A 20,906-nucleotide genomic window follows, 5' to 3' on the forward strand; every position below is an offset into this window, starting at 1 on the left:
GTATTACGCCCCAAGTCGAATCATGCGATAGCTCATAGGAGCAATGCTTGCCGTTAATTTTTGCTGTGTAACAGACGCGCCTTGGCCATCTTTCGGTGCCACTTGTTCAGCATCTGGGCCATTTTTAGTGTCAAGTGCGTAACCTGACATGACTTTATCCATAATGACTGTTTGGTGTGTGAATCCTTGTAGAGACAGATCCAATTCAATGCTTTCATCTGGATGACGATTTACGATGAAGAAGGTCAAACCGCCATCTTTATCAGACTCAACAGCGGATACATCTAAGTAGGGTACATCCTTAGCAAAGTCTGTGCTGTAACTTTCGCACTGCACTGCAAGATTAAGTGCTGTACCGCGACCATATTGGGAAGCATACAAATATGGATAATAAGTAGACTGACGCCAAGCTGGTCCGCCTTTCACTGTCATTATAGGAGCAATAACGTTGACTAACTGTGCCAAACAACCAATTTTTACTACGTCGCTGTGACGAATAAAGCTGTTAAGAATACAGCCAACTTGCAAGGTATCAGCAAAGTCGTAAATGTCTTCTAACAAAGCAGGAGCGTGTGGCCAGCCGTCGTTGCCACCAAGGATTTTTTTGTCTTGCTCGTTAGAGTGATACCAGACGTTCCATTCATCGAATGAAATATAGACGTCATGGTTAGAGCGTTTTTTGGCTTTAGTGGTTTTAATAACCGCCGCAATAGTATCGATGTAGTTATCCAGTAGGCTGGCTTTGGCTAGATAGTTTGCCGTGTTCTTCTCATGGTCGTCGAAATACATATGCAATGAAATATAGTCGACGGTTTCATAGGTGTAATCTAGAACCGTGCTTTCCCATTCTGGGTAAGTGGCCATTTTAGGAGAAGAAGAACCGCAAACAACCAACTCGATGTTCTTGTCGAAAGCGCGCATGGCTTTGGCTGTTTCAAAAGCCACTCGACCGTATTCTGCCGCTGTTTTTTGACCGATTTGCCAAGGGCCATCCATCTCATTACCAAGGCACCATAGTTTTACGTCCCATGGTTCTTCGCGGCCGTTTTTCTTACGTAAGTCAGACCAATAAGAGCCACCAGGGTGGTTAACGTATTCTAGGAAAGCGCGGGCTTCGTCTAAGCCACGTGAACCAAGGTTCACTGCTAACATCATTTCTGTGCCAGCTTGCTCTGCCCATTCAGCAAATTCATGGATGCCAATTTCATTGCTTTCTGAGGTATGCCATGCAAGGTCTAGACGAGTAGGACGGTCTTCTTTTGGCCCAATACCATCTTCCCAGTTGTAAGCAGAAACAAAGTTACCACCTGGGTAGCGAGTGACCGGAACGTCGATGTCTTTAATCAGCTCGATCACATCTTGGCGAAAACCATGCTCATCTGCGGTTGGATGGCCTGGTTCATAGATGCCGCTGTAAACAGCGCGACCTAAATGTTCGATGAAAGAGCCGTATAGACGAGGGTCAATTTTGGCAATCACATAGTCTTTGTGTGCAGTCACTGTAGCGCGCATGCTTACTCCTTTCTTATTTTTGTACTTATTTAAGGTATTTTTAAGTATCTGATTTTATGTTTATTATCCGATTGATGGATATTAAAGGCATATTTGACTTAAGGTCAATCAATAAGACGTTTAATTTTCGTGCAATCGAATACCAAAATTGGTATGTCTAAGCGGGATTTTGAACGAAAAAAGAAAGTGTTGAATGCTTGAGGATTTTCTAAGGTATTGATATTTAGCGTTTTTATGAATTTTTTATCACTATGACAAACTTGCTGATATCAAAATCAGAAAATAAGATGCTTAAGATTGAAGGCGTAAAATAATATCTTGATCGTAATTGCCAAATTGCTTGCCAAAAATATTGATTCCGCCAGGGTGCTCAGCATTGTCAGGAACTGAAATTCGCACCCGAATGGATCGATGTTCGTCCAGCGCTAAGTCTTGCAAAGAAACGTCTGAAACACGCATGCCATCGACAAAAGTCCCGTTATGAGTGACACGGAAGCTTTTTAAATGCCCGTATTGACTGCCAGCGAGCTTCCACCAATCTGGGGTGTATTTACCTTGGTGATCACCGTAGTCGCCAGGTGCTGTCCAAATGGCGGCGGTCTTGCCATTGATAGAGATATGGATATCAGAGGGCCAGTTTTCTGAGGTCCCCGGCACTTCTGATGAAAGCTCCATAACCAGCTCTAGCTCTTTTACTTTCTGGCCTGCGATGCGAGCATTATTAGGGAATTGATATTCCACATAGCCTTTGGTGAACCATAATAAGTTTGCGCGCATTCGGTCTGGAGAGAGATAAGTGTCTGGGCTATCTAAAAATCCAACAATGCCAGATTCAGAGCACAAGCCACAAGGCGCCATCACGTCAAATTCAGAATACAAGCCAACAGGCATAGACACTTCAATGACATTATTTTGATTTTGCTTGGTATTACTGAAAGATAGGACGATTTCTTCATGGGCTGCGCGGCAGATTTTTTGGCTACCTTTACGGCCCTTTTGGCTTTCAGTGGTAATTAAGCCAACAGTTTCGAGAGAGTTGATATGGCTAGAAGTCGATGATTGCGGTAGTTCGAGCAGGTCGGCAATGTCATTAACATTCATCGGACCTTTTTCATGCAGCAAAGACAATATTGCCAAACGAGCTGGCGCCGCTAGGCTTTTTAGGACATCAGCGCCATCTTCAGGTGTTAGCAATAAGAACTTTTTACTCATCATCATCTCCACTTCAAGATGCCTTTATATCGAGTATTGTGATTCTTATCAAGTTTTAATTGGCTTCCTCATTTGGTTTGCCCAATGAGGAAGCCTAGTCTTTTGCTATGGAAGTGAGCCGTTATTGGTTAATTATAAAGGGCATGGAAAGGCACTAAGACCAGAGAAGGAAACAAGATTAGCGCAATCAGTAAGGCCAGTTGAGCCAATAAGAATGGCGCAATACCTTTAGTGACTGCTCCCATACTGGTGTTGCCAACGCTTGATATGGCGGCTAATACGGTGCCAACGGGTGGCGTCAGTAAGCCAATACTTAGATTAAGTACAAAGACAATACCAAAATAGACAGGGTCGATTCCTGCTGCGGTAACAACGGGCATCAGAACCGGCGTCAAAATCAAGATCACGGGAGCAAGGTCCATTGCCATGCCGATGACTAATACCAAGATATTGATAATGATCATTAGTGTGGTTGGGTCGTCTTTCCAGCGCTGAAGTAACTCAGACACGGCACCTGGGATATCCGCCATGGTGATCATCCAAGCCGCGATAGAAGAGGCCGCAACCAAGAACATAATGATGCTGGTTAGCGTAGCGCAGTTCACCAATACACTATAAAGACGCTTAGGAGTGAGTTCTCGATAAACGAATATTCCGATAAACAATGCATAAAAGGCTGCAACAGCCCCTGCTTCTGTAGGGGTGAATACACCAAAACGCAAACCGACAACAATAATGACAGGTAAGATGAGTGCCCATAGCGCATTCTTTAGAGCATGAAGGCGCTGGCTAAGGCTGGCTTTTTCGAGCAGTTCAATGTCTTCTTTACGGGTAACGTACCACCACACAAAAATCAGCAAAACCCCCATCATTAGACCCGGAGCTAAACCGGCAATGAAAAGCTGAGAGATGGAAACGCCACTGGTGACACCAAATAAAATCAAAGGAATGCTTGGTGGCAAAATAGGGGCAATAATGCCGCTGGAGGCAATAAGCCCACAAGAGCGGTTGTGGTCATAGCCCGCTTTAACCATGAGCGGAATCAATATAGCGCCAAGTGCCACAGTGTCCGCCACAGCAGAACCAGATAACGACGCAAAGAGTATTGCCGCCACAATGGTGACATAACCCATACCACCTTTTTTGTGGCCAAGCATGGTCATGCCTAAATCAATAATCCGGCGGGTAATACCGCCTGCATTCATTAATTCCCCTGCGAGTATGAAGAAGGGAATGGCCATTAAAGAAAAGTTATTACTGCCACTGACTAGGTTTTCCGCAATCAACTGACTGTTAAACATATCCATGTAAAACATCAGCGCCATACCTGTCATGATAAGCGCGAAGGCGATAGGCATACCGATAATAATGGCGCCAAATAACGCGCCAGCAAAAATGACCAGCTCCATTATGCTTCTCCTTCTTGGTGATTTTTGTTGTTGAGAGCGTCTTGTTGCTGTTCGTTTTCGATTAAGCGTCTAATGCCAAATAGAATAAACAAACTCATGCAAGCTCCCATAATGATTGCGCCTGCATAGAGCAACCAAAGTGGCATATTCGTGGCGGGGCCGAGAGTGTTCATATTGATTTTGACTAATTCCCAGCTACCATCGATGAGTAACCAGAGGGCATATAGCATTAAGGCCGCAGAAATAAGTTGCAGTGCGATTCTCAACCATGTGAACGGTATAAGCTTAATGAAAATATCGACGTTCAAATGTTGATTGAGCTTCATCGCACGAGTGGTGCCGAGAAAGATCATAAAGACGAATAGATAGCGCGACATTTCTTCCGACCATGTGATACCTGAATCGAATAAATAGCGCAGAATGACATTCGAGAAAACAAGGCAAGACATGGCGGTTAGACAACTCGCCATGCCGATTCCTAGCAGTAAGTCTACAGAGCGAGATAGCTTTTTCATCATGGGGATGCTCTTAATGGGTCAAACAGTATTCAAAATTTCGTATTTAAAAAGGGCGTCTCTATGGAATATAGGGACGCCCTTATTGAACTTATTTTTCGCCTAGTGCAATGATTTCTTCAACAATATCGCGAGCACCTGGATGAGTTTTGTAGAAGTTTTCATACGCAGATTGTTCTGCTTTTATTAACGCCGCATGGAAAGCTTGGTCTGGCACCGTGATTTTCACACCGTCTTGTTCAAGCTTCGCTTTGTTTTGTGCTTCCTGTTTGATCAACAAACTCCACTCTTGTTTCGCTGCGTTTTGCGCAGCTGTAGAAACGGCTTTTTGTTGCTCTTTGGTTAAGCCGTTCCAAGTGTTGTTGTTCATCAAATACAAATTTGGCGTGAAAACGTGATTCGTTTCAGTAATGTACTTCACAATTTCATACCACTTAGACGCGACGATATTTGGGTATGGGTTTTCAACGCCGTCCACAACGCCTTGCTCTAGAGCACTAAACACTTCGGAAATAGGCAAAGGTGTGATGTTCGCACCTAGGTTGTTACCGATTTCTAGCATGCTGGTAATGCCAGGAAAGCGTAGGCGAAGTCCTTTGAAGTCATCCATAGAGGAAATTTCACGGTTACTGGCAACAACGCGGAAACCTTGCACACCATAAGCAAGGAAATGCATGCCTGTATTGGTGTCCATATCATTCACTAATTTTTGACCGATCTCGCTGTTTAATACAGTTTGAGCGTGTTCGTAATTTTTGAACAAGAAGGGCAGTTGGATAATGCCTACGTTTTCTACTTCTTTGTCCATAATTGTGCCAAGGATAGCCATATTAATGGTGCCGCCTCGGACAGAGTTATAAAGCTTTTCTTCTGCACCCAATACACCATTGCTGAATACTTTTACTTTCAGTTCGCCATTACTAAGGCTTTCGACATCTTTTTTGAAGGTGTCTTTTAGAGCGACACTGTTTGGGTGAGTATCAGGAAAAAAGTTAGCAACCGTAATCATTTTTGCTGCAAAAGCCGCTGGCGTGACGGCAAGCGCTGATGTGATGGTTAGGGCCGCAAGGGTTTTTCGTGTGAACATAGTCTTCTCCTAAATACGCTTGAAGCGTAGATTGTTTTTATTGTGCTAAGAAAGATAGTGCTATTTATTGCTAATTAAGCAGCTTGCTATAGTGTACTTTTCGATGATTTCTGGCTTCGGTGAGAAACCTAATCCGAAAGTGTTTCCAAGGTCGTATGTCGCAGGGCATTCGTTGAGTGGGTGAAGAAAATCAGCCAATTCAATGAAAGGGATTTCTAATGACGTTTCAGGCATATTGGCAGCGATAAAGTGAGCCGTCGCTATCATGCCCGCACCATAGTAGAAACAATGTGGGACTACTTTTACATTGTGATGTTTGGCGCGATCACAGACATCGTACATGCCAGTGATGCCGCCTATCTTGCTGACGCTCGGCTGAGCGATATCAATAGCGCCCGCTTTAAATAACTGTTCAAACCCATCTGGGCCAGAGGCGTTTTCACCGGCAGAGATAGGCACACCAATTTTTCTAATGCTGGCAAGTTGCGCGGTGTCTTCAGGAGGCCAAACGGGTTCTTCTACCCAGCCTAAGTTAAGCGGTTTTAACTCGGTTACTTTGGCGGTAGCTTCAGCGAGATTCCAAGGGCAATTTACATCCACCATGAGTTCCACATCATCAGGTAAGGCGTGGCGAGCAGCCGCAACGGCGTCATAAGTGGTTTCGTGTAATTTTATTTTTTTGAAGCCCGCTTTGGCCGTGCGTAGGACGTTTTCACGGACTTTTTCAGGCTCATTGCCATAACTTACTAGGCTGGCGTAAAGGCTAATTTTACCGCTCTTGCCACCTAGAAATTGATGCAGAGGTTGTTTGGCTTGCTGTGCTTTAAGGTCCCAAATGGCAATGTCGATAGCGGATAGGGCGTAAAGCATAGGGCCAGAACTGCCGAAACTGTGTAATGCACGTTTGGCTGCGTAGAGGTGTTGTTCGTATTCTGCGATGTGTTTGCCAACAAACATAGGGGCAACAAGGTGTTCTAAAGCCGCGTAGGTAACGACATTTGAGGCGTGTCCGAATGCTTCGCCCCAGCCAATTAGCCCAGTATCGGTCTCCACTTCAACAAGAAGTGACTCCATCTTATCTATGTTAGGAGAGGCACCGTTGAACTTGTCTTCCTCTTTTACGGGAGCGATGTGTCGTACGCCAGCTGTAAACGGAATCGCGATGCGCCTAATTGTTATTTTTGTAATTTTCATGGCTAAGAAAATCTCTTTAGATCGAGTGTTATACGTTTGATGTAGTACATCATACAACTAACTTTATATTGGTCAAGAGGTACGATGACTATTTTTTTGGAGTGTTAATATGTCTTTTTGAGGCATTATCACGCTTTAATCCTGAGTTGTTGCGGAAATTGGGGCGTTAGCGCCTTGTACTTTTTTAACTTTCCGTATTTTTGTTATATGTTGTATGATGACTTTTCTAGTTGTTAGGAATGACCGAACGTGAAAAATGATCCTTTATTGTCCGCTATTTCGTCTAATGAACCTCATCGAGAAAACAAGCCACAACGGAATTTGGCGCAGAAATTGGTTCAAGAAATACTGCATAAAATTGAAAATAAGGTGTTAGTTCCGGGGGATAAATTGCCTAAAGAGGCTGACATCATGCAAGAGCATGGCGTCAGCCGAACCGTTGTACGAGAAGCCTTGCAACGACTTCAGGCATCAGGAAATGTAGAAACCAGACACGGCATAGGCACCTTTGTTTTAAATAACAAAGGCCAAGGGCCGATGGATTTGTCATTTGATTATGTCAATGATGCAGTGGAAATCTTGGAGCTGCGCATTGGTTTGGAAGTGGAAATCGCTGGTTTAGCCGCCTTACGACGTACAGAAGAGCAGCTGGTGGAAATCCGCAAAGCCTTGGATGCATTGCGAGCTATCGACAGAAATGGCCATGTATCAGACGCAGGATCAGCGGATTTTAATTTCCATTTATTAATCGCAAAGTCGGCAGGCAATCATTACTTTGTCGATATCATGCAACACATGGAAAACAGTTTAGTACCACGAAAGCGTATTGATGTGTCTCATGTGAACCATGAACACGAAGAAGTGTATGCAGCGATAGAGCGAGGAGATTCTTACGCTGCGCGGGCAGCAATGCGCTTGCACCTGACCAACAGCAGAGAGCGCTTTTTGAAACTGGCAAGAAAGTGATTACCCAGTGTAGGTAATCACTTTACTTGTACGCTATCAGTCATTTACTAGCATTACGCCAATGGCCCACCAATAATAGTGTTACGCAACCCAGCGATAATATTCTCGCCTGTTTCGTGTCTTAGTTCATCATACCAAGCTTGGGTTTCTTGCATGTCTTTGCCATGGGTAACATCACAGCGTTTGCGAGCTTTTAGCACAAGATCTTTAACGCGAAAACGGCGTTCTTCTTCGTATTGCTGCAAAGCGGCAAGAACACCCGCAACCGTTTTCCCTTTCATTCCAAATTGATCTGCAAAACACTGTCCTAGAACAACAGCGTCTTCTAGTGCGGAGCAACCGCCTTGGCCAATGTCTGGTGTTGTGCTGTGAGCAGCGTCACCCAGTAGCGCAATATTGCCTTTCACCAAAGTATCGAATGGCTCGATATCATGGATTTCGATACGGTTAGTGGTTTCTGGATTAATCGCTGCAATCAGTTTTTGAACGGGTTCCGCCCAACCAGCAAAGTAGCGGGTGAGATCCGCCACCACAGTGCTTCTGTCTTCTGCTAGGCCTTTTGGTAATGGCACATCAAAAAAGAAGTAAAAGCGATCATTCGCGATGGGCATGATGGAAACACGTTTGCCTTCGCCAACAAAAGTGGTCCATTGGTCGGCAGGAGCAATGTTCTCATCTATTTCTACTAAGCCATTCCAGTTTACATAATCGGCGTAACGGCGCTCGGTTTGATAGCCAATCACGTCAGCGCGCACCACGGAATGCGTACCGTCGGCGGCAATCATGAAGCCGCCTGTTGCGCTGGTGCCATCGGTAAAATACGCAGTGACGGCCGTGTCGCTTTGTTCGACTTTTTCAATGCGCTTGCCAAATTGAACTTTATCGCGCCCCCACCAGTCGATCATTTGGCTTTGTAAGTCCGCTCGCGAAACAGGACAAGGGCGTTCGCCAACCGCATCAACCAGGGGCGCAAGGCTGAATTGTGTCATCACGCTTCCAGTTAAACCGTCGTGATACGCCATGTTGTGCATCGGGCCACCGAGTTCGTCCATAATGCTGCCCATGCCTAAATGGTTCATGCATTTCACGCCGTTAGACCAAATAGAAAGTGCTGCTCCCACGGGTTTGATTTCTTTCACCGCTTCAAAAATATCGCATTCGATGCCTTGTTGCTTTAGCGCTGCTGCTGCTGACATTCCGCCGATACCTGCGCCTATCACGAGTGCTTTCATAGGATTTTCCTCAAATTCTTAATAGCGAATAAGGAAGAGCATTCGCAATAAATATGCCATGAAACAAATGAACCTATATTTTTATATGTGAAACCTTTGTTTTAGAGGGATTGGTAATCTTTGGGTGTGGGTCAAAGAAGAAATAGGCGAGTTTTCTTCTTTGACCGATAGGGCAGGAAGTGGACTATCTTGGTGCGGAATTAGTGCTTTTTGCTCTATTCTGGCTCGCTTAGTCTGGGCTCTAAATACGAAAAACTAGCTACCACGATACGTGCTGTAAGAATAAGGCGAGACAAGCAGTGGAATATGATAATGGGCGTTTTCATCGCTGATACCGAACCGAATTACCACGGTATTTAAAAAGCTTGGACCGTCTTGTTTACTGTCTTGGTTGGTGCCATCGGCAAAGTATTCATCAATAGCGTATTCCAGTTCATACACGCCCACAGAGAAGCTGTCAGCTTGCAACAAAGGCTGATCACAGCGTCCATCACTATTGGACACAGTGCTATGAATCAGCTGTCGCTGATCTTCTGACATGCGTTGATAAAGACGAATTTTAACGCCTGCGGCGGCAATGCCTTTTGTTGTGTCTAGTATATGAGTCGTTAGATATCCCATTGTTTGTCCTTAGCTGCTATTTTTAAAAGTGTGGCTTACCTTGCCTGTTTCTTGCAAGTAGAGCCTTTAATAAGTGAAATGGAATTGAAAATATTGTTTCATAGTAGTCAATATTTGTGCCATATGTTCCTATGGTACGCATTTTTGTCATTCATAGAGATGTTCTTAGATAAAAATTGGAGATTGGAGTCCTATTATGCACGACCCGTTAGCTGCGATTAGTCAAATGGAAGAAGCGGATTTTATCGCGTTATTCAGCAATATTTATGAGCATTCGACTTGGGTAGCAGAAGAATTGTGGCGACAGAAAGTTGCGCATCCTGCCGAATATTTTGACAGTATCGACAAAGTGAAAGAGGCCATGGCTGACATCGTGGAGCAAAGCACAGACGAGCAGAAACTGCTGTTGTTGCGTGCTCATCCTGACTTGGCTGGCAAAGCGGCTATAGCGGGAGAATTAACGGATGCTTCTACATCAGAGCAAGCCGGAGCAGGGTTGGATCAATGTTCAGAAGAAGAACTTGCGTACTTTCTACAGCTGAACGATACCTATCGAGCGAAGTTTGGTTTTCCCTTCATCATGGCCGTGAAAGGCGCGACCAAAGAGCAGATACTTGCAGGCTTTGAAGCCAGAACGCCCAATGACTGGCAAACTGAGTTTGACCGAGCCATGAGCGAAGTACATAAAATTGCAGGGTTCAGATTGGCGGATTTGTGAAATTGCGCCTACCGATTCATATAAAAACCGCCATCGATGGTTAAGCATCGGTGGCGGTTTTTTTGTTAGCGAGTAGTGAAAATCGAAGGCTTATTTATCGACAAAGTTTGCCTGAATGCGTTGCGTCAAAAAGTCTGCTGCGCTGATAGGTTGGTAGCGTTTTGCTGGGCCTTGGATGATCTGTGTTTTGTTGGCTTGGCAGAAGAAGGCAATGGAATGACGGCTGCCGCAGTATTCATCGATTCGTGGCTGACGCACCCTGTGCAGGTTGGATTTAAGTTGGTCGTCACTCCAGCGCATGAGCATATCGCCGATGTTGCAAGTGATCACGCCGCCAAGGGGCGGAATGCTTGTCCAGCGTTGGGTTTCTGCTTCCGCACCTGGGCAAACCTGTAAACCGCCGTGTCCTTCGTGTTGGAACAATAAAGTCAAACAATCGAAATCCGTATGGGCACCAGCACGCCAGATATTACCTTGCTCGGTGACGCCTTCAGTGGCGTAATAATGCAACAAGCGCAAGGTGCTTTGATAGTCTGGCTGACGTGGGTCGTGTGCTTTGCTAAAGAAGTCTCGATCAAAGCCGAGCTTGTCCGCAAAGCAAGACAACACCTTCATGCCGACTTCCCAGCATTGTTTTTCAAAACGTAGCGTATTGGCTTGAAAGTTTGGCAACTCGTCTTCAGAAGGCCACAAATTGTCCATGTGGTATTGGGTAATCTGATAAGACTCTTTTTGGTCCTTAGTGCCAGTAGAAGGGCGGATCTGGCTGCGACTTTCCCAGCCGGCGTTGACACTTTTTGGTCTTGGGTATTTGCTTTTAATACTTTCAGGAAGGTTAAAAAAACGCTCGGACTCTTTGAAGGCGGCTTTTATTTCTTCAGGATCGATACCGTGGTTGCTTAATTGGAAGAAACCGATTTCGGTTGCGGCAAGCCAAAGTTGCTCGGTGATTTCTTCTCGACGATTTTCAAAATCGCTCATGTCGATGATGCGAATTTCTCTATCGTTGGTGTCTTCTCCTGCGCCACCAAAGGTGGTTTCGCGTTGTAGTTCTTCAAGTGAATATGCATTCGTCATGGTTTTCTCCCATTCTCCTAGGTTTAAAATGACTAGGCGCTTCTGCCTAGTGGAAAATGGAGCAATGACCGAACGTACTCTACTCTTACTCTTTTTATAGAGTGACAGAGTAATAGAGCGCGTCTGACTGCTTCTACTCCGATTATTTCGTGTTACCAAACACCCTCATGCAATTTTGCGGCCTCTTCTTCAAGACAAGGCCCAATGACTTCCACTTTTCGTTGTCCCGATTCAAATACGGTACGACAAGGTAAAGCCAAAGTCGGGTTTTCTGGGTGGTTGCCAGTGATTTGCTTTAAGCGGTCTTCGCTCAATCCATACACAAGGCGTCCTAATCCTGCCCAATAAGCGGAACCTGCGCACATGGCACAAGGCTCAGCGGAAACATACATGGTGCACTTTGCCATAAAGTCTGGACGATACGCCTTGCTGGCGCGTGTCATTAACTTGCGCTCGGCGTGGCCTGTCATATCGAAGTCGGGCAAGTAGCCGTTCACTTGGGTCATCAGTACATTGTCTTCGCCGTCGACTAAGATCGCCGCAAACGGGTGAATGCCTTGTTGTTTGGCCTCATCCGCTAGGGCAAAGCTTTGGCGTAAAAAACCTGTGTCTTTGGTATTTAATGTCATAACTTACTTCTTCTTAGGAAGGCTCCACGGAAACAACCACGCCTGAATCCACTGAATCGATTTAAACAGTAACAAACTGATGACCGATAAGAAGATCAGCCCAGCAAAGGCTTGCGGGATTTTAAAGAAAGAAGTGGAGAACTGAATGAAATAGCCCAAACCTTCTTCAGCTGCGACGAATTCCGCCACCACGGCACCAATAATCGCTAACGTGATCGACACTCGAAGGCCACTGAAAATGTGTGGAATCGCATAAGGAATGCGAATCTGCCAGGTTTCACGATAACGTGGCGCACGCAAAGATTGGCTGAGTTCAATCATTTCTGGTGGTGTTTCCAGCATGCCCGTCGTCGTTGATACCACAAGCGGGAAGAAGGTAATCAGGCAAGTGATCAACACGCGAGATGGATCGTCAGTGCCAAGCAACACGATGATCAAAGGCGCAACGGCGACCACAGGGGTCGACTGAATCACGATCAAAGCTGGATACAGTACTCGGTTCATCAATTCAGAGCGCATCATGCCAATGGATAAGGGAAGGGCAATGAGGATAGACAGAGCAAAGCCCATCAAAGCCACACGTAATGTTGCCCAAAGGTGTGTCAACCAGCGGGAAAATTCCACATCAAAGAAGGCAATAAAAATCGCTGATGGTGAAGGCAAAATGTAATTTGGCACATTGCCAAATCGACAGATTAGCTCCCATAACAGCACGAGGCCGATAAAGAATAGCCCCGGTGCGAAGCGATTGGCTTGCTGGCCGAGCCAAGTTTTAGGCTGGTACGTTGGGTTCATAAATATAGCCTCTGATTAAATCGGTTAGCTCAGCAAAGCGAGGGGAGTTAATGGTTTGTGAAGAGCGTGGGCGAGGTAAATCTACCTCGATCAAATCCAACACAGTACCGGGGCGTTTGCTCATCACTAAAATACGATCTGATAACAACACAGCTTCACTAATGGAGTGGGTGATAAACAACACGGTCTTTGGGTTTTTTTTCCAAATATCGAGCAGGTCGAAACCGATTTGCTCACGCGTTAACGCATCCAATGCCGAAAAAGGTTCATCCATCAATAGAATGTCTGGGTTCAGAAGTAGTGCTCGCACAATGCCAACACGTTGCTGCATGCCGCCAGATAATTCGTCTGGCATCTTGTCTGCAAACTGAGTCAGACCAGCCATTTCTAATAGTTCGTTGGCACGCTTTTCATCACTAGGGGAATAACTGCCGTATTTGTGTTTCAGTGGAAACAGCACATTTTTGCGTACCGTTAGCCAAGGCAACAAATTGGCTTTTTGAAACACAATGCCCACGTCGTCACGAGGTTCGGTAACGGGACGGTTAAAGACAGAGACTTCGCCATGAGACGGGATCAGCAAGCCCGCCACCATGCGCAAGAGAGTGGATTTACCACAACCAGATGGCCCAACGACCGCCACAAATTCGTGGCGGTGTATATCGAGATCTATGTCTTGCACAACCATGGGTGCTTCTGGGCGTGGGTCAAATTTATGACTCACTTTTTTCATGCTCACGTAGGCGGATTTATTGCTATCCGTCATCTTATTATCTTCCATACCGTTACTCCGGCTTAAAGCTGTTGTTTACGGCACTTTTTGGGTCGATTGCATCCACAGAGACGCCATTGGCTTGTGCTACGTATTCCCATGTTTTTTGAATGCGTTCGTCGGTGAAGTTACCAAAGCCGTCTTGTGTTGTGACGTCGTTGTAGACCAAGTTATAAATGCTCTTAATTTGTGCGGAAACAATGTTGGCGTCGACTTCTGGCACCATTTTGTGTAGATCCACGCCCGCTTGGTCTGGGTTGGCGTAAGTAAACTCAATGGATTTTGCGAAGGCTTTGATGAAACGTTTGGCGACATCTGGACGCTCTTCTAAAAAGCGTTCAGAAGCTAGAAGAGAGGAACTATAAAGTGACAAACCAGAATTTGACCAAGGCATTTCGATCAGCTCTTTGCCTGCGCCTTTCGCTTGCGACTCATAAAGCGCGGTGTTGGTGACCCAAGCAATAATGGCATCTGTGCTGCCGGTGATCATCATTGGTGCTAGAGCACCCGGATCGGATTTTACTAATTTAATATCGTCTTCGCTCAGGCCATTTTGTTCTAACACCAATGGCAAGAAAGCATTGGATGAGGTGAAGGGTGACGTTGCGACTTTTTTGCCTTTCAAATCTTTGATCGATTTAATGCCGCTGCTTTTTAAGACGAAAAATGCGTGTGGTGCTTGTGTGAAGTAGGGATAAACCGCTACAACAGGCACATCGTCCTGAGCTTTTGCGGCCATCAAGGCGCCAATATCGGAACTACCAATATCAGACTGGCCTGTTGCCATCTTAGTTAACGCATCGGTGGAACCGCGACCACTGGCGATCTTGACCTCTAAATCTTCGTCAGCAAAGAAACCTTGTTGGATACCTACATAAACGGGCGCTTTATCGCCACCTGGTAACCAGTCTAATTGAAATGTAACCTGATCTGCCGCCATGGCAGATGTGGCTGAGATGAGACTGGCTAAAAGAGAGAATCGAATTGCTGTTTTCTTTGCCGCTTTCATAAACATACTCCATACAATTAATAGGTATTAAAGACCCGCTTGTTTCATATGTTTTATATTTAGCAACATTTGTTCCATGTTTAAGTGGAACTAGAAATATTTCTTTAAGTATTTGAATTTAATAATAAAAAGTAAAGTGAAAGACTTTTGGTGATAAGACAGAAAAGTATTCGAATAGAGGTAATGAAACAAAATGGTGCGATATCAACCAGCCCGAGAAGCGAGTTTTTTATAAACCGCGTCTTTGTCTCGTTTTCCAATTGCCAGCACATAAACGACGACTTCATCGTCTATGACTTCATAAGCTAGGCGGTAGCCTGAGGTTCTTAGTTTTATTTTGTAGACGTAATCATAACCACGTAGTTTTGAGGCTGGAACATGCGGGTTGTCTAGTCGCTCTGCTAACTTCTTTTTAAATTGTGTTTGGATTTGTGGTGCTAATTTGCGCCATTCTTTTAGAGCTGCAGGAAGAAATTTTAATTTATAAGTCATCTAAACTCACTTCGATGGCTTTGGATAAATCAGTACGGCGAGCCTCAACTAGTTTTGCTAGTTCAATATCATCGACCATCTCCATCAAAAGCTCATAGGCCTCAGCAGGGACGAGGTAAGCCGCTGGCTTATTGTGGTTTAAAATGGCTATAGCAGAGCCATCAGATTCGTTAAGTAAAGCCGTTGGGTTTTTCTTTAATTCAGAAATACTGGCTGTGTAATTGGCTAAGATTTGTCTCATGGGAACCTCAATTAAGCACTAAATTTAGGTCTTATTTTAGACCTAAATTTTAAGTAGTGCTATATATATTTATCTTTTATGCTTAATTCGGAGTGCGTACTAAGACGGTTCTATCATCATGAAGTGCGTGTCAGCTTGTGCGACAGGGCAGTGATCAACCCCTTTTGGCATGACGTACATATCGCCTTGCTCAAGGATAATGTCACTGGATGATTTGAGCCTTAATGTCAGTTGGCCTTTGAAGACGATGATAATTTTTTCTTCGTCTTCATGTTTGTGCCAGCCTAATTCTCCTGTCCCTTTTAAAATTCGTACCGATTGCCCATTAGACTCGGCAATGATTTTTGGTGCCCATTCTTCGTTTAGAGATACAAATTCTTCATTAATGTTAATCTTGTCCATATTGGTAACCTTACTGTCCTTTATCAAACTGCATTAATGATAATAAAACTCATTTGCGATTGTCGATAGGGTTAATACTTTTAATTGCAAAATGGATTGTTTAAGGAACAGTATTAGTTTTAAATCAAAACTTTGTACGATTGGTCAGGTTTTTGCATTTAAGCTATTATTAATGACACTATTCTAAATAAGGAGAGCGCTTTGCAATTTATACTAAACGATGAGCTCATCGACGATAACACGCTCCCTAGCGACTTTACCGCTTTGCGTTACTTAAGAGAAAAACGTGGATTAACTGGTACGAAGGAAGGTTGTGCCTCTGGAGATTGTGGTGCATGCACGCTTCTTGTTGGTGCATTAGAAAACGGCGAATTGACCTATTCAACGCTCAACTCATGCATTACGCCAGTTCAATCTTTATCGGGTAAGCATGTGGTCTCGGTAGAGTATTTATCCAAGGTGGATGAATTGCATCCTGCTCAACAGGCCATGGTGGAATCTCATGGTTCTCAGTGTGGTTTTTGTACGCCGGGATTTGTATTGTCCTTGGCGGGGTTATACGAAAACAAACAGAACGCTGACCAGCCAATTGATCGTGAAGCCGTTTGCGATGCGATTTCTGGCAACTTATGTCGTTGTACTGGCTATCGCCCAATCATCGATGCTGGCTTGTCTATGATCAAGGTTCAAGAATCTAAAGAGACGCCTTTTATTGAGTTAATGAGTAAAAACGAAGGCATTAAGGCGTTACTTGAAAACCTACAAACGCAAACGAATGACAGCAGCAACTACGTACAACCAAACAATTTAGAGCAACTGGCTCAGGCATTAACTTCGTATCCAGACGCAACCTTGATCGCTGGTGGCACGGACTTGATGCTAGAAAACACTCAGCGTTACCGCGATTTTGATACTCTCATCGACGTATCTAACGTGGCGGAACTTAAGCAGTTGGATATTGGTGCCGTGACACTGACAATCGGTGCGTCGGTGACTTACAGTGAATTGGAAGATTTCAGCAAGATACTTTATCCGCAAATTTATGGCTTATTGAGCCGAATAGCCTCTCGACAAATTCGTAACCGTGGCACGATTGGCGGCAACGTGGCGAACGCATCGCCCATTGCTGATTTACCGCCATTGCTATTGGCGTTTGATGCCGATATTCAATTATTGAAAACAGACGGCAGTACTAGAACGGTAAACATCAATGACTTTTACCAAGGCTACAAACAAACTCAACTAGCCGACGATGAAATGATCGCATCCTTTGATGTGCCGCTGGACAAACTGTCGCAATTTCATCGCTTTTATAAAGTATCGAAACGCATGGAAGACGATATTTCCAGCGTTATGTTAGCGGTTCGATTTAGCGTTGATAATGGCAAAGTAAGCGACGTACGCTTTGCATTTGGTGGCATGGCCGCCACCCCAATTCGTGGTAAAAAAGCAGAAGCCGCATTAATCGGCAAAGCCATTAATGACGAGCAAGCCTTAAACCAAGCCATAGAAGCGTTACGCAGTGAATTAACGCCAATGAGCGACATGCGAGCCAGCGCAAAATACCGTTTGGATATTGCCTGTAATCTGATTCACAAAGCCTGGTTGGAATTAAACGGCACCGAGGTGGTGACCTTCTCAGGTCACGCTGTTAGCGATTCCATTTTATCGACTGGTTCGGAGGCAAGCACTCATGCGTAAACTGCCACAAGATTTTACTTTAGACAAAAAAGACATCGGCAAAAATGGTTTTTTGCCTGTCCATGAATCGGCGATTAAACACGTAACAGGCCAAGCTGTTTACATTGACGACATGCCGGAATGGCCAAATGAATTGCATGTGGCAACGGGGTTATCGACCGAAGCCCACGCGGATATTGTGTCGATCAACTTGGACAAAGTTCGTGCTTACCCAGGTGTGGTCGATGTGATCGTGCAAGCGGATATTCCTGGTGAAGTGGATGTGTCGCCTGTATTGAGCGGTGATTTGCTATTGGCGGGTGATTTCGTTCACTTCATAGGGCAAGCCATTTTTGCGGTCGCAGCCACCAGTTTGCGTGCGGCAAAACAAGCCGTTGCCTTGGCGGAGATAGAGTACAAACCGCGAGAAGCAACTTTACATCCTCGTCAATCGTTAGAACGTCAAGAGTTCGTTTTGCCGACTCACACCATTAGCTGTGGCGACGCCAAAGGGGCATTAGAAGCCGCGCCAAATAAACTGAAATCCGATTTGTACATCAAAGGCCAGGAACATTTTTATCTGGAAGGCCAGATCAGTGTGGCAACCCCAAATGAAGACGGCGGCGTACAAGTATTTGCTTCCTCTCAGCATCCAGCGGAAGTACAAAAGCTGGTGGCGCGTGTGCTTGGCTTGCCAGTGGCTCAAGTATTGGTTGAAGTACGTCGTATGGGCGGTGGCTTTGGTGGTAAAGAATCGCAAGCGGCGGTGCTGAGCTGTATGGCAGCGGTGCTTGCGGTACGAAATCGTTGCCCAGTTAAGTATCGTATGCCGCGCCAAGACGACATGGTGCAAACCGGTAAGCGTCACGACTTCTGGAACAGCTACGAAGTGGGCTTTTCTGACGCGGGTGAGATCCTTGCAGCAGAGTACGACATGGTGGGCAAATGTGGCTGTACCGCCGATTTGTCTGACGGCGTTGTTGACCGCGCCATGTTCCACGCAGACAACGCTTATTTCCTACCGAATGCTCGCATCAGTGGCTATCGTGGGAAAACCCACACAGTGTCCAATACCGCGTTTCGTGGCTTTGGTGGGCCTAAAGGCGTTCTGTTGGCAGAAAACGTGATCGAAGAAATCGCCTGTGCAGTCGGTAAAGATGCCTTAGATATTCGTAAGTTAAATTGTTATAAAACCGGTAAAGACACCACGCCATATGGACAAAAAGTCGATGACGATGTGTTGCTTACACTGATAGAAGAGCTCGAAACCAGCTCAGATTATCGCGCTCGTCGTGAAGCGATTAAGGCTTTCAACAAGAAGAACTCTTTCTTGAAAAAAGGCCTCGCGCTCACACCTGTGAAATTTGGTATTTCCTTTACCTCGAAACACTTAAACCAAGGTGGTGCCTTGCTGCATATCTACACCGACGGCAGTGTGCACGTGAGCCATGGCGGAACGGAAATGGGGCAGGGGCTTTACACCAAGGTGGCGCAAATTGTTGCCAAGGCTTTTGGTATTGACTATCAGCGCGTCAATGTAGGTTCTACTCGTACTGACAAAGTGCCAAACGCGTCACCAACCGCCGCATCAGCAGGAACAGATTTGAATGGCATGGCGGCGTTGGATGCAGCGATGACGATCAAAGGTCGCTTGCAAGAATTCGCCATGGAACACTTTGCTATTGCTGCCGATGAATTTGCTATTGAAGACGATCAAGTCATCCTAGGCAGCGAGACCATGGGCTTTCCTGAGTTCATTAAACTGGCGTACATGAATCGCGTGTCTTTATCGTCTACAGGTTTTTATAAAACACCGAAGATAGGTTACGACCGCAAAGCGGCCAAAGGTCGTCCATTTTTATACTACGCCAATGGCGCTGCTGTGGCGGAAGTGATTGTCGATACCTTTACGGGTGAATACAAGGTGACTCAAGTGGATATCCTCCACGATGTTGGCGATTCGATAAACGCAGATTTGGATATAGGGCAGATTGAAGGCGCGTTTGTGCAAGGCATGGGCTGGCTCACGTCAGAAGAGCTAAGCTGGGATGAAAAAGGTCGCATCACCACCAACAGCCCGGCGAATTACAAAATTCCTACCTCGGCGGACATTCCAGAGAAGTTCAACGTTAAACTGTTTGATCGACCCAATAGCGAAGAATCCGTCTATCGTTCTAAAGCCGTAGGCGAACCGCCGCTCATGCTGGGGATTTCCGTTTGGTGTGCACTAAAAGACGCCTGCGCTGCCGTGGCAGACCATAAAATCTCACCGCCATTGGCTGTGCCTGCCACGCCAGAAGCGGTGTATTACGCCATGCAAGCGGCGCAAAATCATAAAGCGGATGAGGAAGTCAGTCTATGATGTCCTCTATGAGTTGGGTTCAGGCTTTGCAAGAGGTGGAAAAAGCAGGGCAAGCTTGGGTGATCGCTACCGTGATCGGCACCCAAGGTTCTGCGCCTCGGGAATCATCGAGCAAGATGATCATCACCGAGTCGCACAGCTTCGACACCATCGGCGGTGGACAGCTGGAATACGCTGTCTGCCAAAAAGCCCGCGCCATGTTGCAAGATGCGGCATCGCCTTCGCATCTTTTGGAAAACTTTCCCCTCGCCGCTAAAACCAATCAATGTTGCGGCGGCACGGTCAGCGTGCTGCTGGAGTATTTCCCAGAACCCGCCACAAAGATCACCATCTTTGGTATGGGGCACGTGGCGACGACTTTGGTCAATGTTCTGGGCAACATGCAGGCGAAAATCTCATGGGTCGACAGCCGCGAGAACTTGGCTCAAGACCATAACCTCAAAGGCTTGCCAAGCAACGTCACGCCGTTTTTGTATGAATCCATGTTGGAACACATCGACCACATGAGCCATAACGAAATCGCCTTGGTCATGACCCACGACCACGCCTTGGACTACCAACTTGTGGAAGCCTTGCTGGATCGCAAAGACTGCCGATTCATCGGCTTAATCGGCTCGAAAACCAAAGCGCTTCGCTTCAAAAAACGCCTCGTTAGCGCCTCCTTCAGCCAAGCAGAAATCGACTCCGTCCACTGCCCAGTGGGACTAAACGAAATCGCAGGCAAGAAACCCTTCGAAATCGCCATATCCATCGCAGGGCAAATCATCCAAATCACCCAAACACAAACGTCAGCGAAAAAGGGCAGTGGACTGACTTGGAAAGAAATCAACAACGCTTTAAGTGAAGAGACGGCTCACATCTAGGTCGTTTGGTAGCAGGAGCAAGGCAAACACCACCGCTCGACACTGTCGTTTGACCTCGCTCTTGGCGTCCGCCTTACTCCGCATCAACCTTGTAAGTTGTTGATTTAACTTTTTTTGT

At 45.7% G+C, this 20,906-nt stretch carries 21 protein-coding genes; 5 read left to right on the plus strand and 16 right to left on the minus strand.

All coding sequences use genetic code 11. The features are described 5' to 3' along the window. Positions 1–3: 3 nt before the first annotated feature. The 6 genes from C1X04_RS07030 to C1X04_RS07055 all read right to left on the minus strand — a co-directional run bounded on the left by C1X04_RS07030 (position 4) and on the right by C1X04_RS07055 (position 6,929). Complete coding sequence (locus tag C1X04_RS07030) at positions 4–1,512, minus strand: alpha-N-arabinofuranosidase (protein WP_110571823.1); 1,509 nt, start codon at positions 1,510–1,512, stop codon at positions 4–6. 291 nt (positions 1,513–1,803) lie between these two features. Beyond that, positions 1,804–2,724, minus strand: a complete 921-nt coding sequence (locus C1X04_RS07035) for a transcriptional regulator (RefSeq protein WP_137169518.1) — start codon at positions 2,722–2,724, stop codon at positions 1,804–1,806. Positions 2,725–2,852: 128 nt separating this feature from the next. After that, positions 2,853–4,133, minus strand: coding sequence for a TRAP transporter large permease (locus C1X04_RS07040; protein ID WP_137169519.1), 1,281 nt, complete (start codon positions 4,131–4,133; stop codon positions 2,853–2,855). Next, positions 4,133–4,651, minus strand: a complete 519-nt coding sequence (locus C1X04_RS07045; RefSeq protein WP_137169520.1) for a TRAP transporter small permease — start codon at positions 4,649–4,651, stop codon at positions 4,133–4,135. Before C1X04_RS07045 ends, C1X04_RS07040 begins: the two co-directional genes overlap by 1 nt. A gap of 88 nt (positions 4,652–4,739) precedes the next feature. Further along, complete coding sequence (locus C1X04_RS07050; protein WP_110571827.1) at positions 4,740–5,735, minus strand: TRAP transporter substrate-binding protein; 996 nt, start codon at positions 5,733–5,735, stop codon at positions 4,740–4,742. A gap of 60 nt (positions 5,736–5,795) precedes the next feature. After that, positions 5,796–6,929, minus strand: coding sequence for a mandelate racemase/muconate lactonizing enzyme family protein (locus C1X04_RS07055; protein WP_137169521.1), 1,134 nt, complete (start codon positions 6,927–6,929; stop codon positions 5,796–5,798). A 249-nt stretch (positions 6,930–7,178) separates the two neighbouring features. On the opposite strand from C1X04_RS07055, the gene C1X04_RS07060 reads away from it, so the two are divergent. Further along, a complete protein-coding gene (locus tag C1X04_RS07060) occupies positions 7,179–7,895 on the plus strand; it encodes a FadR/GntR family transcriptional regulator (RefSeq protein WP_245926929.1) in 717 nt (238 codons plus the stop codon). Between the two features lie 53 nt (positions 7,896–7,948). Here the strand turns inward: C1X04_RS07060 and hpxO are convergent, their stop codons facing one another. Together hpxO and uraH are read right to left on the minus strand one after the other, a co-directional pair. Next, positions 7,949–9,127, minus strand: coding sequence for an FAD-dependent urate hydroxylase HpxO (gene hpxO, locus C1X04_RS07065; RefSeq protein ID WP_137169522.1), 1,179 nt, complete (start codon positions 9,125–9,127; stop codon positions 7,949–7,951). A 255-nt stretch (positions 9,128–9,382) separates the two neighbouring features. Beyond that, on the minus strand, positions 9,383–9,748 hold the full coding sequence (gene uraH / locus C1X04_RS07070; protein WP_137169523.1) for a hydroxyisourate hydrolase: 366 nt from the start codon (positions 9,746–9,748) through the stop codon (positions 9,383–9,385). Positions 9,749–9,944: 196 nt separating this feature from the next. On the opposite strand from uraH, the gene uraD reads away from it, so the two are divergent. After that, positions 9,945–10,466, plus strand: a complete 522-nt coding sequence (gene uraD, locus C1X04_RS07075; RefSeq protein ID WP_137169524.1) for a 2-oxo-4-hydroxy-4-carboxy-5-ureidoimidazoline decarboxylase — start codon at positions 9,945–9,947, stop codon at positions 10,464–10,466. Positions 10,467–10,556: 90 nt separating this feature from the next. Here the strand turns inward: uraD and C1X04_RS07080 are convergent, their stop codons facing one another. From C1X04_RS07080 to C1X04_RS07115, 8 genes are all read right to left on the minus strand, one after another. Beyond that, entirely contained in the window at positions 10,557–11,543 is a 987-nt protein-coding gene (locus C1X04_RS07080) for an isopenicillin N synthase family oxygenase (RefSeq protein WP_137169525.1), read from the minus strand. A 152-nt stretch (positions 11,544–11,695) separates the two neighbouring features. Beyond that, positions 11,696–12,172 (minus strand): nucleoside deaminase, encoded by a 477-nt coding sequence (locus C1X04_RS07085; protein ID WP_137169526.1) that lies wholly within the window; start codon positions 12,170–12,172, stop codon positions 11,696–11,698. A 3-nt stretch (positions 12,173–12,175) separates the two neighbouring features. Then, entirely contained in the window at positions 12,176–12,967 is a 792-nt protein-coding gene (locus tag C1X04_RS07090) for an ABC transporter permease (protein WP_110571834.1), read from the minus strand. After that, positions 12,945–13,748 carry an ABC transporter ATP-binding protein gene (locus tag C1X04_RS07095; protein WP_254682356.1) on the minus strand — a complete coding sequence of 268 codons (804 nt, stop codon included), beginning with the start codon at positions 13,746–13,748 and terminating at the stop codon, positions 12,945–12,947. The genes C1X04_RS07090 and C1X04_RS07095 overlap by 23 nt, the downstream gene beginning before the upstream one ends. Before the next feature lie 4 nt (positions 13,749–13,752). Continuing rightward, entirely contained in the window at positions 13,753–14,748 is a 996-nt protein-coding gene (locus tag C1X04_RS07100; protein ID WP_137169527.1) for an ABC transporter substrate-binding protein, read from the minus strand. A 204-nt stretch (positions 14,749–14,952) separates the two neighbouring features. Next, on the minus strand, positions 14,953–15,240 hold the full coding sequence (locus C1X04_RS07105; protein ID WP_137169528.1) for a type II toxin-antitoxin system RelE/ParE family toxin: 288 nt from the start codon (positions 15,238–15,240) through the stop codon (positions 14,953–14,955). After that, positions 15,230–15,481 carry a type II toxin-antitoxin system Phd/YefM family antitoxin gene (locus C1X04_RS07110; protein WP_137169529.1) on the minus strand — a complete coding sequence of 84 codons (252 nt, stop codon included), beginning with the start codon at positions 15,479–15,481 and terminating at the stop codon, positions 15,230–15,232. The genes C1X04_RS07105 and C1X04_RS07110 overlap by 11 nt, the downstream gene beginning before the upstream one ends. Before the next feature lie 99 nt (positions 15,482–15,580). Then, positions 15,581–15,883: a cupin domain-containing protein gene (locus C1X04_RS07115; RefSeq protein ID WP_137169530.1), complete on the minus strand. Its 303-nt coding sequence runs from the start codon at positions 15,881–15,883 to the stop codon at positions 15,581–15,583. Between the two features lie 201 nt (positions 15,884–16,084). Here C1X04_RS07115 and xdhA point away from each other — a divergent pair, with 201 nt between their 5' ends. From xdhA to xdhC, 3 genes are read left to right on the plus strand one after another with little or no spacing between them, the layout of a single operon-like run. Next, positions 16,085–17,584, plus strand: a complete 1,500-nt coding sequence (gene xdhA / locus C1X04_RS07120; RefSeq protein WP_137169531.1) for a xanthine dehydrogenase small subunit — start codon at positions 16,085–16,087, stop codon at positions 17,582–17,584. Further along, complete coding sequence (xdhB, locus tag C1X04_RS07125) at positions 17,577–19,925, plus strand: xanthine dehydrogenase molybdopterin binding subunit (RefSeq protein ID WP_137169532.1); 2,349 nt, start codon at positions 17,577–17,579, stop codon at positions 19,923–19,925. Before xdhA ends, xdhB begins: the two co-directional genes overlap by 8 nt. Continuing rightward, positions 19,922–20,788, plus strand: a complete 867-nt coding sequence (gene xdhC, locus C1X04_RS07130) for a xanthine dehydrogenase accessory protein XdhC (RefSeq protein WP_137169533.1) — start codon at positions 19,922–19,924, stop codon at positions 20,786–20,788. Before xdhB ends, xdhC begins: the two co-directional genes overlap by 4 nt. Positions 20,789–20,906: the final 118 nt, after the last annotated feature.

This window comes from Marinomonas sp. FW-1, assembly GCF_005222245.1.
Classification (GTDB): Bacteria; Pseudomonadota; Gammaproteobacteria; order Pseudomonadales; family Marinomonadaceae; genus Marinomonas; species Marinomonas alcarazii.

Excerpts from the sequence above, each read along its gene's own strand:
- C1X04_RS07050 (WP_110571827.1), bottom strand. The coding sequence starts at position 5,735 with ATGTTCACACGAAAAACCCTTGCGGCCCTAACCATCACATCAGCGCTT.
- C1X04_RS07045 (WP_137169520.1), bottom strand. The coding sequence starts at position 4,651 with ATGATGAAAAAGCTATCTCGCTCTGTAGACTTACTGCTAGGAATCGGC.
- C1X04_RS07105 (WP_137169528.1), bottom strand. The coding sequence starts at position 15,240 with ATGACTTATAAATTAAAATTTCTTCCTGCAGCTCTAAAAGAATGGCGC.
- xdhB (WP_137169532.1), top strand. The coding sequence starts at position 17,577 with ATGCGTAAACTGCCACAAGATTTTACTTTAGACAAAAAAGACATCGGC.
- C1X04_RS07035 (WP_137169518.1), bottom strand. The coding sequence starts at position 2,724 with ATGAGTAAAAAGTTCTTATTGCTAACACCTGAAGATGGCGCTGATGTC.
- C1X04_RS07080 (WP_137169525.1), bottom strand. The coding sequence starts at position 11,543 with ATGACGAATGCATATTCACTTGAAGAACTACAACGCGAAACCACCTTT.
- C1X04_RS07100 (WP_137169527.1), bottom strand. The coding sequence starts at position 14,748 with ATGAAAGCGGCAAAGAAAACAGCAATTCGATTCTCTCTTTTAGCCAGT.
- C1X04_RS07110 (WP_137169529.1), bottom strand. The coding sequence starts at position 15,481 with ATGAGACAAATCTTAGCCAATTACACAGCCAGTATTTCTGAATTAAAG.
- hpxO (WP_137169522.1), bottom strand. The coding sequence starts at position 9,127 with ATGAAAGCACTCGTGATAGGCGCAGGTATCGGCGGAATGTCAGCAGCA.
- C1X04_RS07095 (WP_254682356.1), bottom strand. The coding sequence starts at position 13,748 with ATGGAAGATAATAAGATGACGGATAGCAATAAATCCGCCTACGTGAGC.
- uraH (WP_137169523.1), bottom strand. The coding sequence starts at position 9,748 with ATGGGATATCTAACGACTCATATACTAGACACAACAAAAGGCATTGCC.
- C1X04_RS07115 (WP_137169530.1), bottom strand. The coding sequence starts at position 15,883 with ATGGACAAGATTAACATTAATGAAGAATTTGTATCTCTAAACGAAGAA.
- C1X04_RS07090 (WP_110571834.1), bottom strand. The coding sequence starts at position 12,967 with ATGAACCCAACGTACCAGCCTAAAACTTGGCTCGGCCAGCAAGCCAAT.
- xdhC (WP_137169533.1), top strand. The coding sequence starts at position 19,922 with ATGATGTCCTCTATGAGTTGGGTTCAGGCTTTGCAAGAGGTGGAAAAA.
- C1X04_RS07085 (WP_137169526.1), bottom strand. The coding sequence starts at position 12,172 with ATGACATTAAATACCAAAGACACAGGTTTTTTACGCCAAAGCTTTGCC.
- C1X04_RS07040 (WP_137169519.1), bottom strand. The coding sequence starts at position 4,133 with ATGGAGCTGGTCATTTTTGCTGGCGCGTTATTTGGCGCCATTATTATC.
- C1X04_RS07055 (WP_137169521.1), bottom strand. The coding sequence starts at position 6,929 with ATGAAAATTACAAAAATAACAATTAGGCGCATCGCGATTCCGTTTACA.
- uraD (WP_137169524.1), top strand. The coding sequence starts at position 9,945 with ATGCACGACCCGTTAGCTGCGATTAGTCAAATGGAAGAAGCGGATTTT.
- C1X04_RS07030 (WP_110571823.1), bottom strand. The coding sequence starts at position 1,512 with ATGCGCGCTACAGTGACTGCACACAAAGACTATGTGATTGCCAAAATT.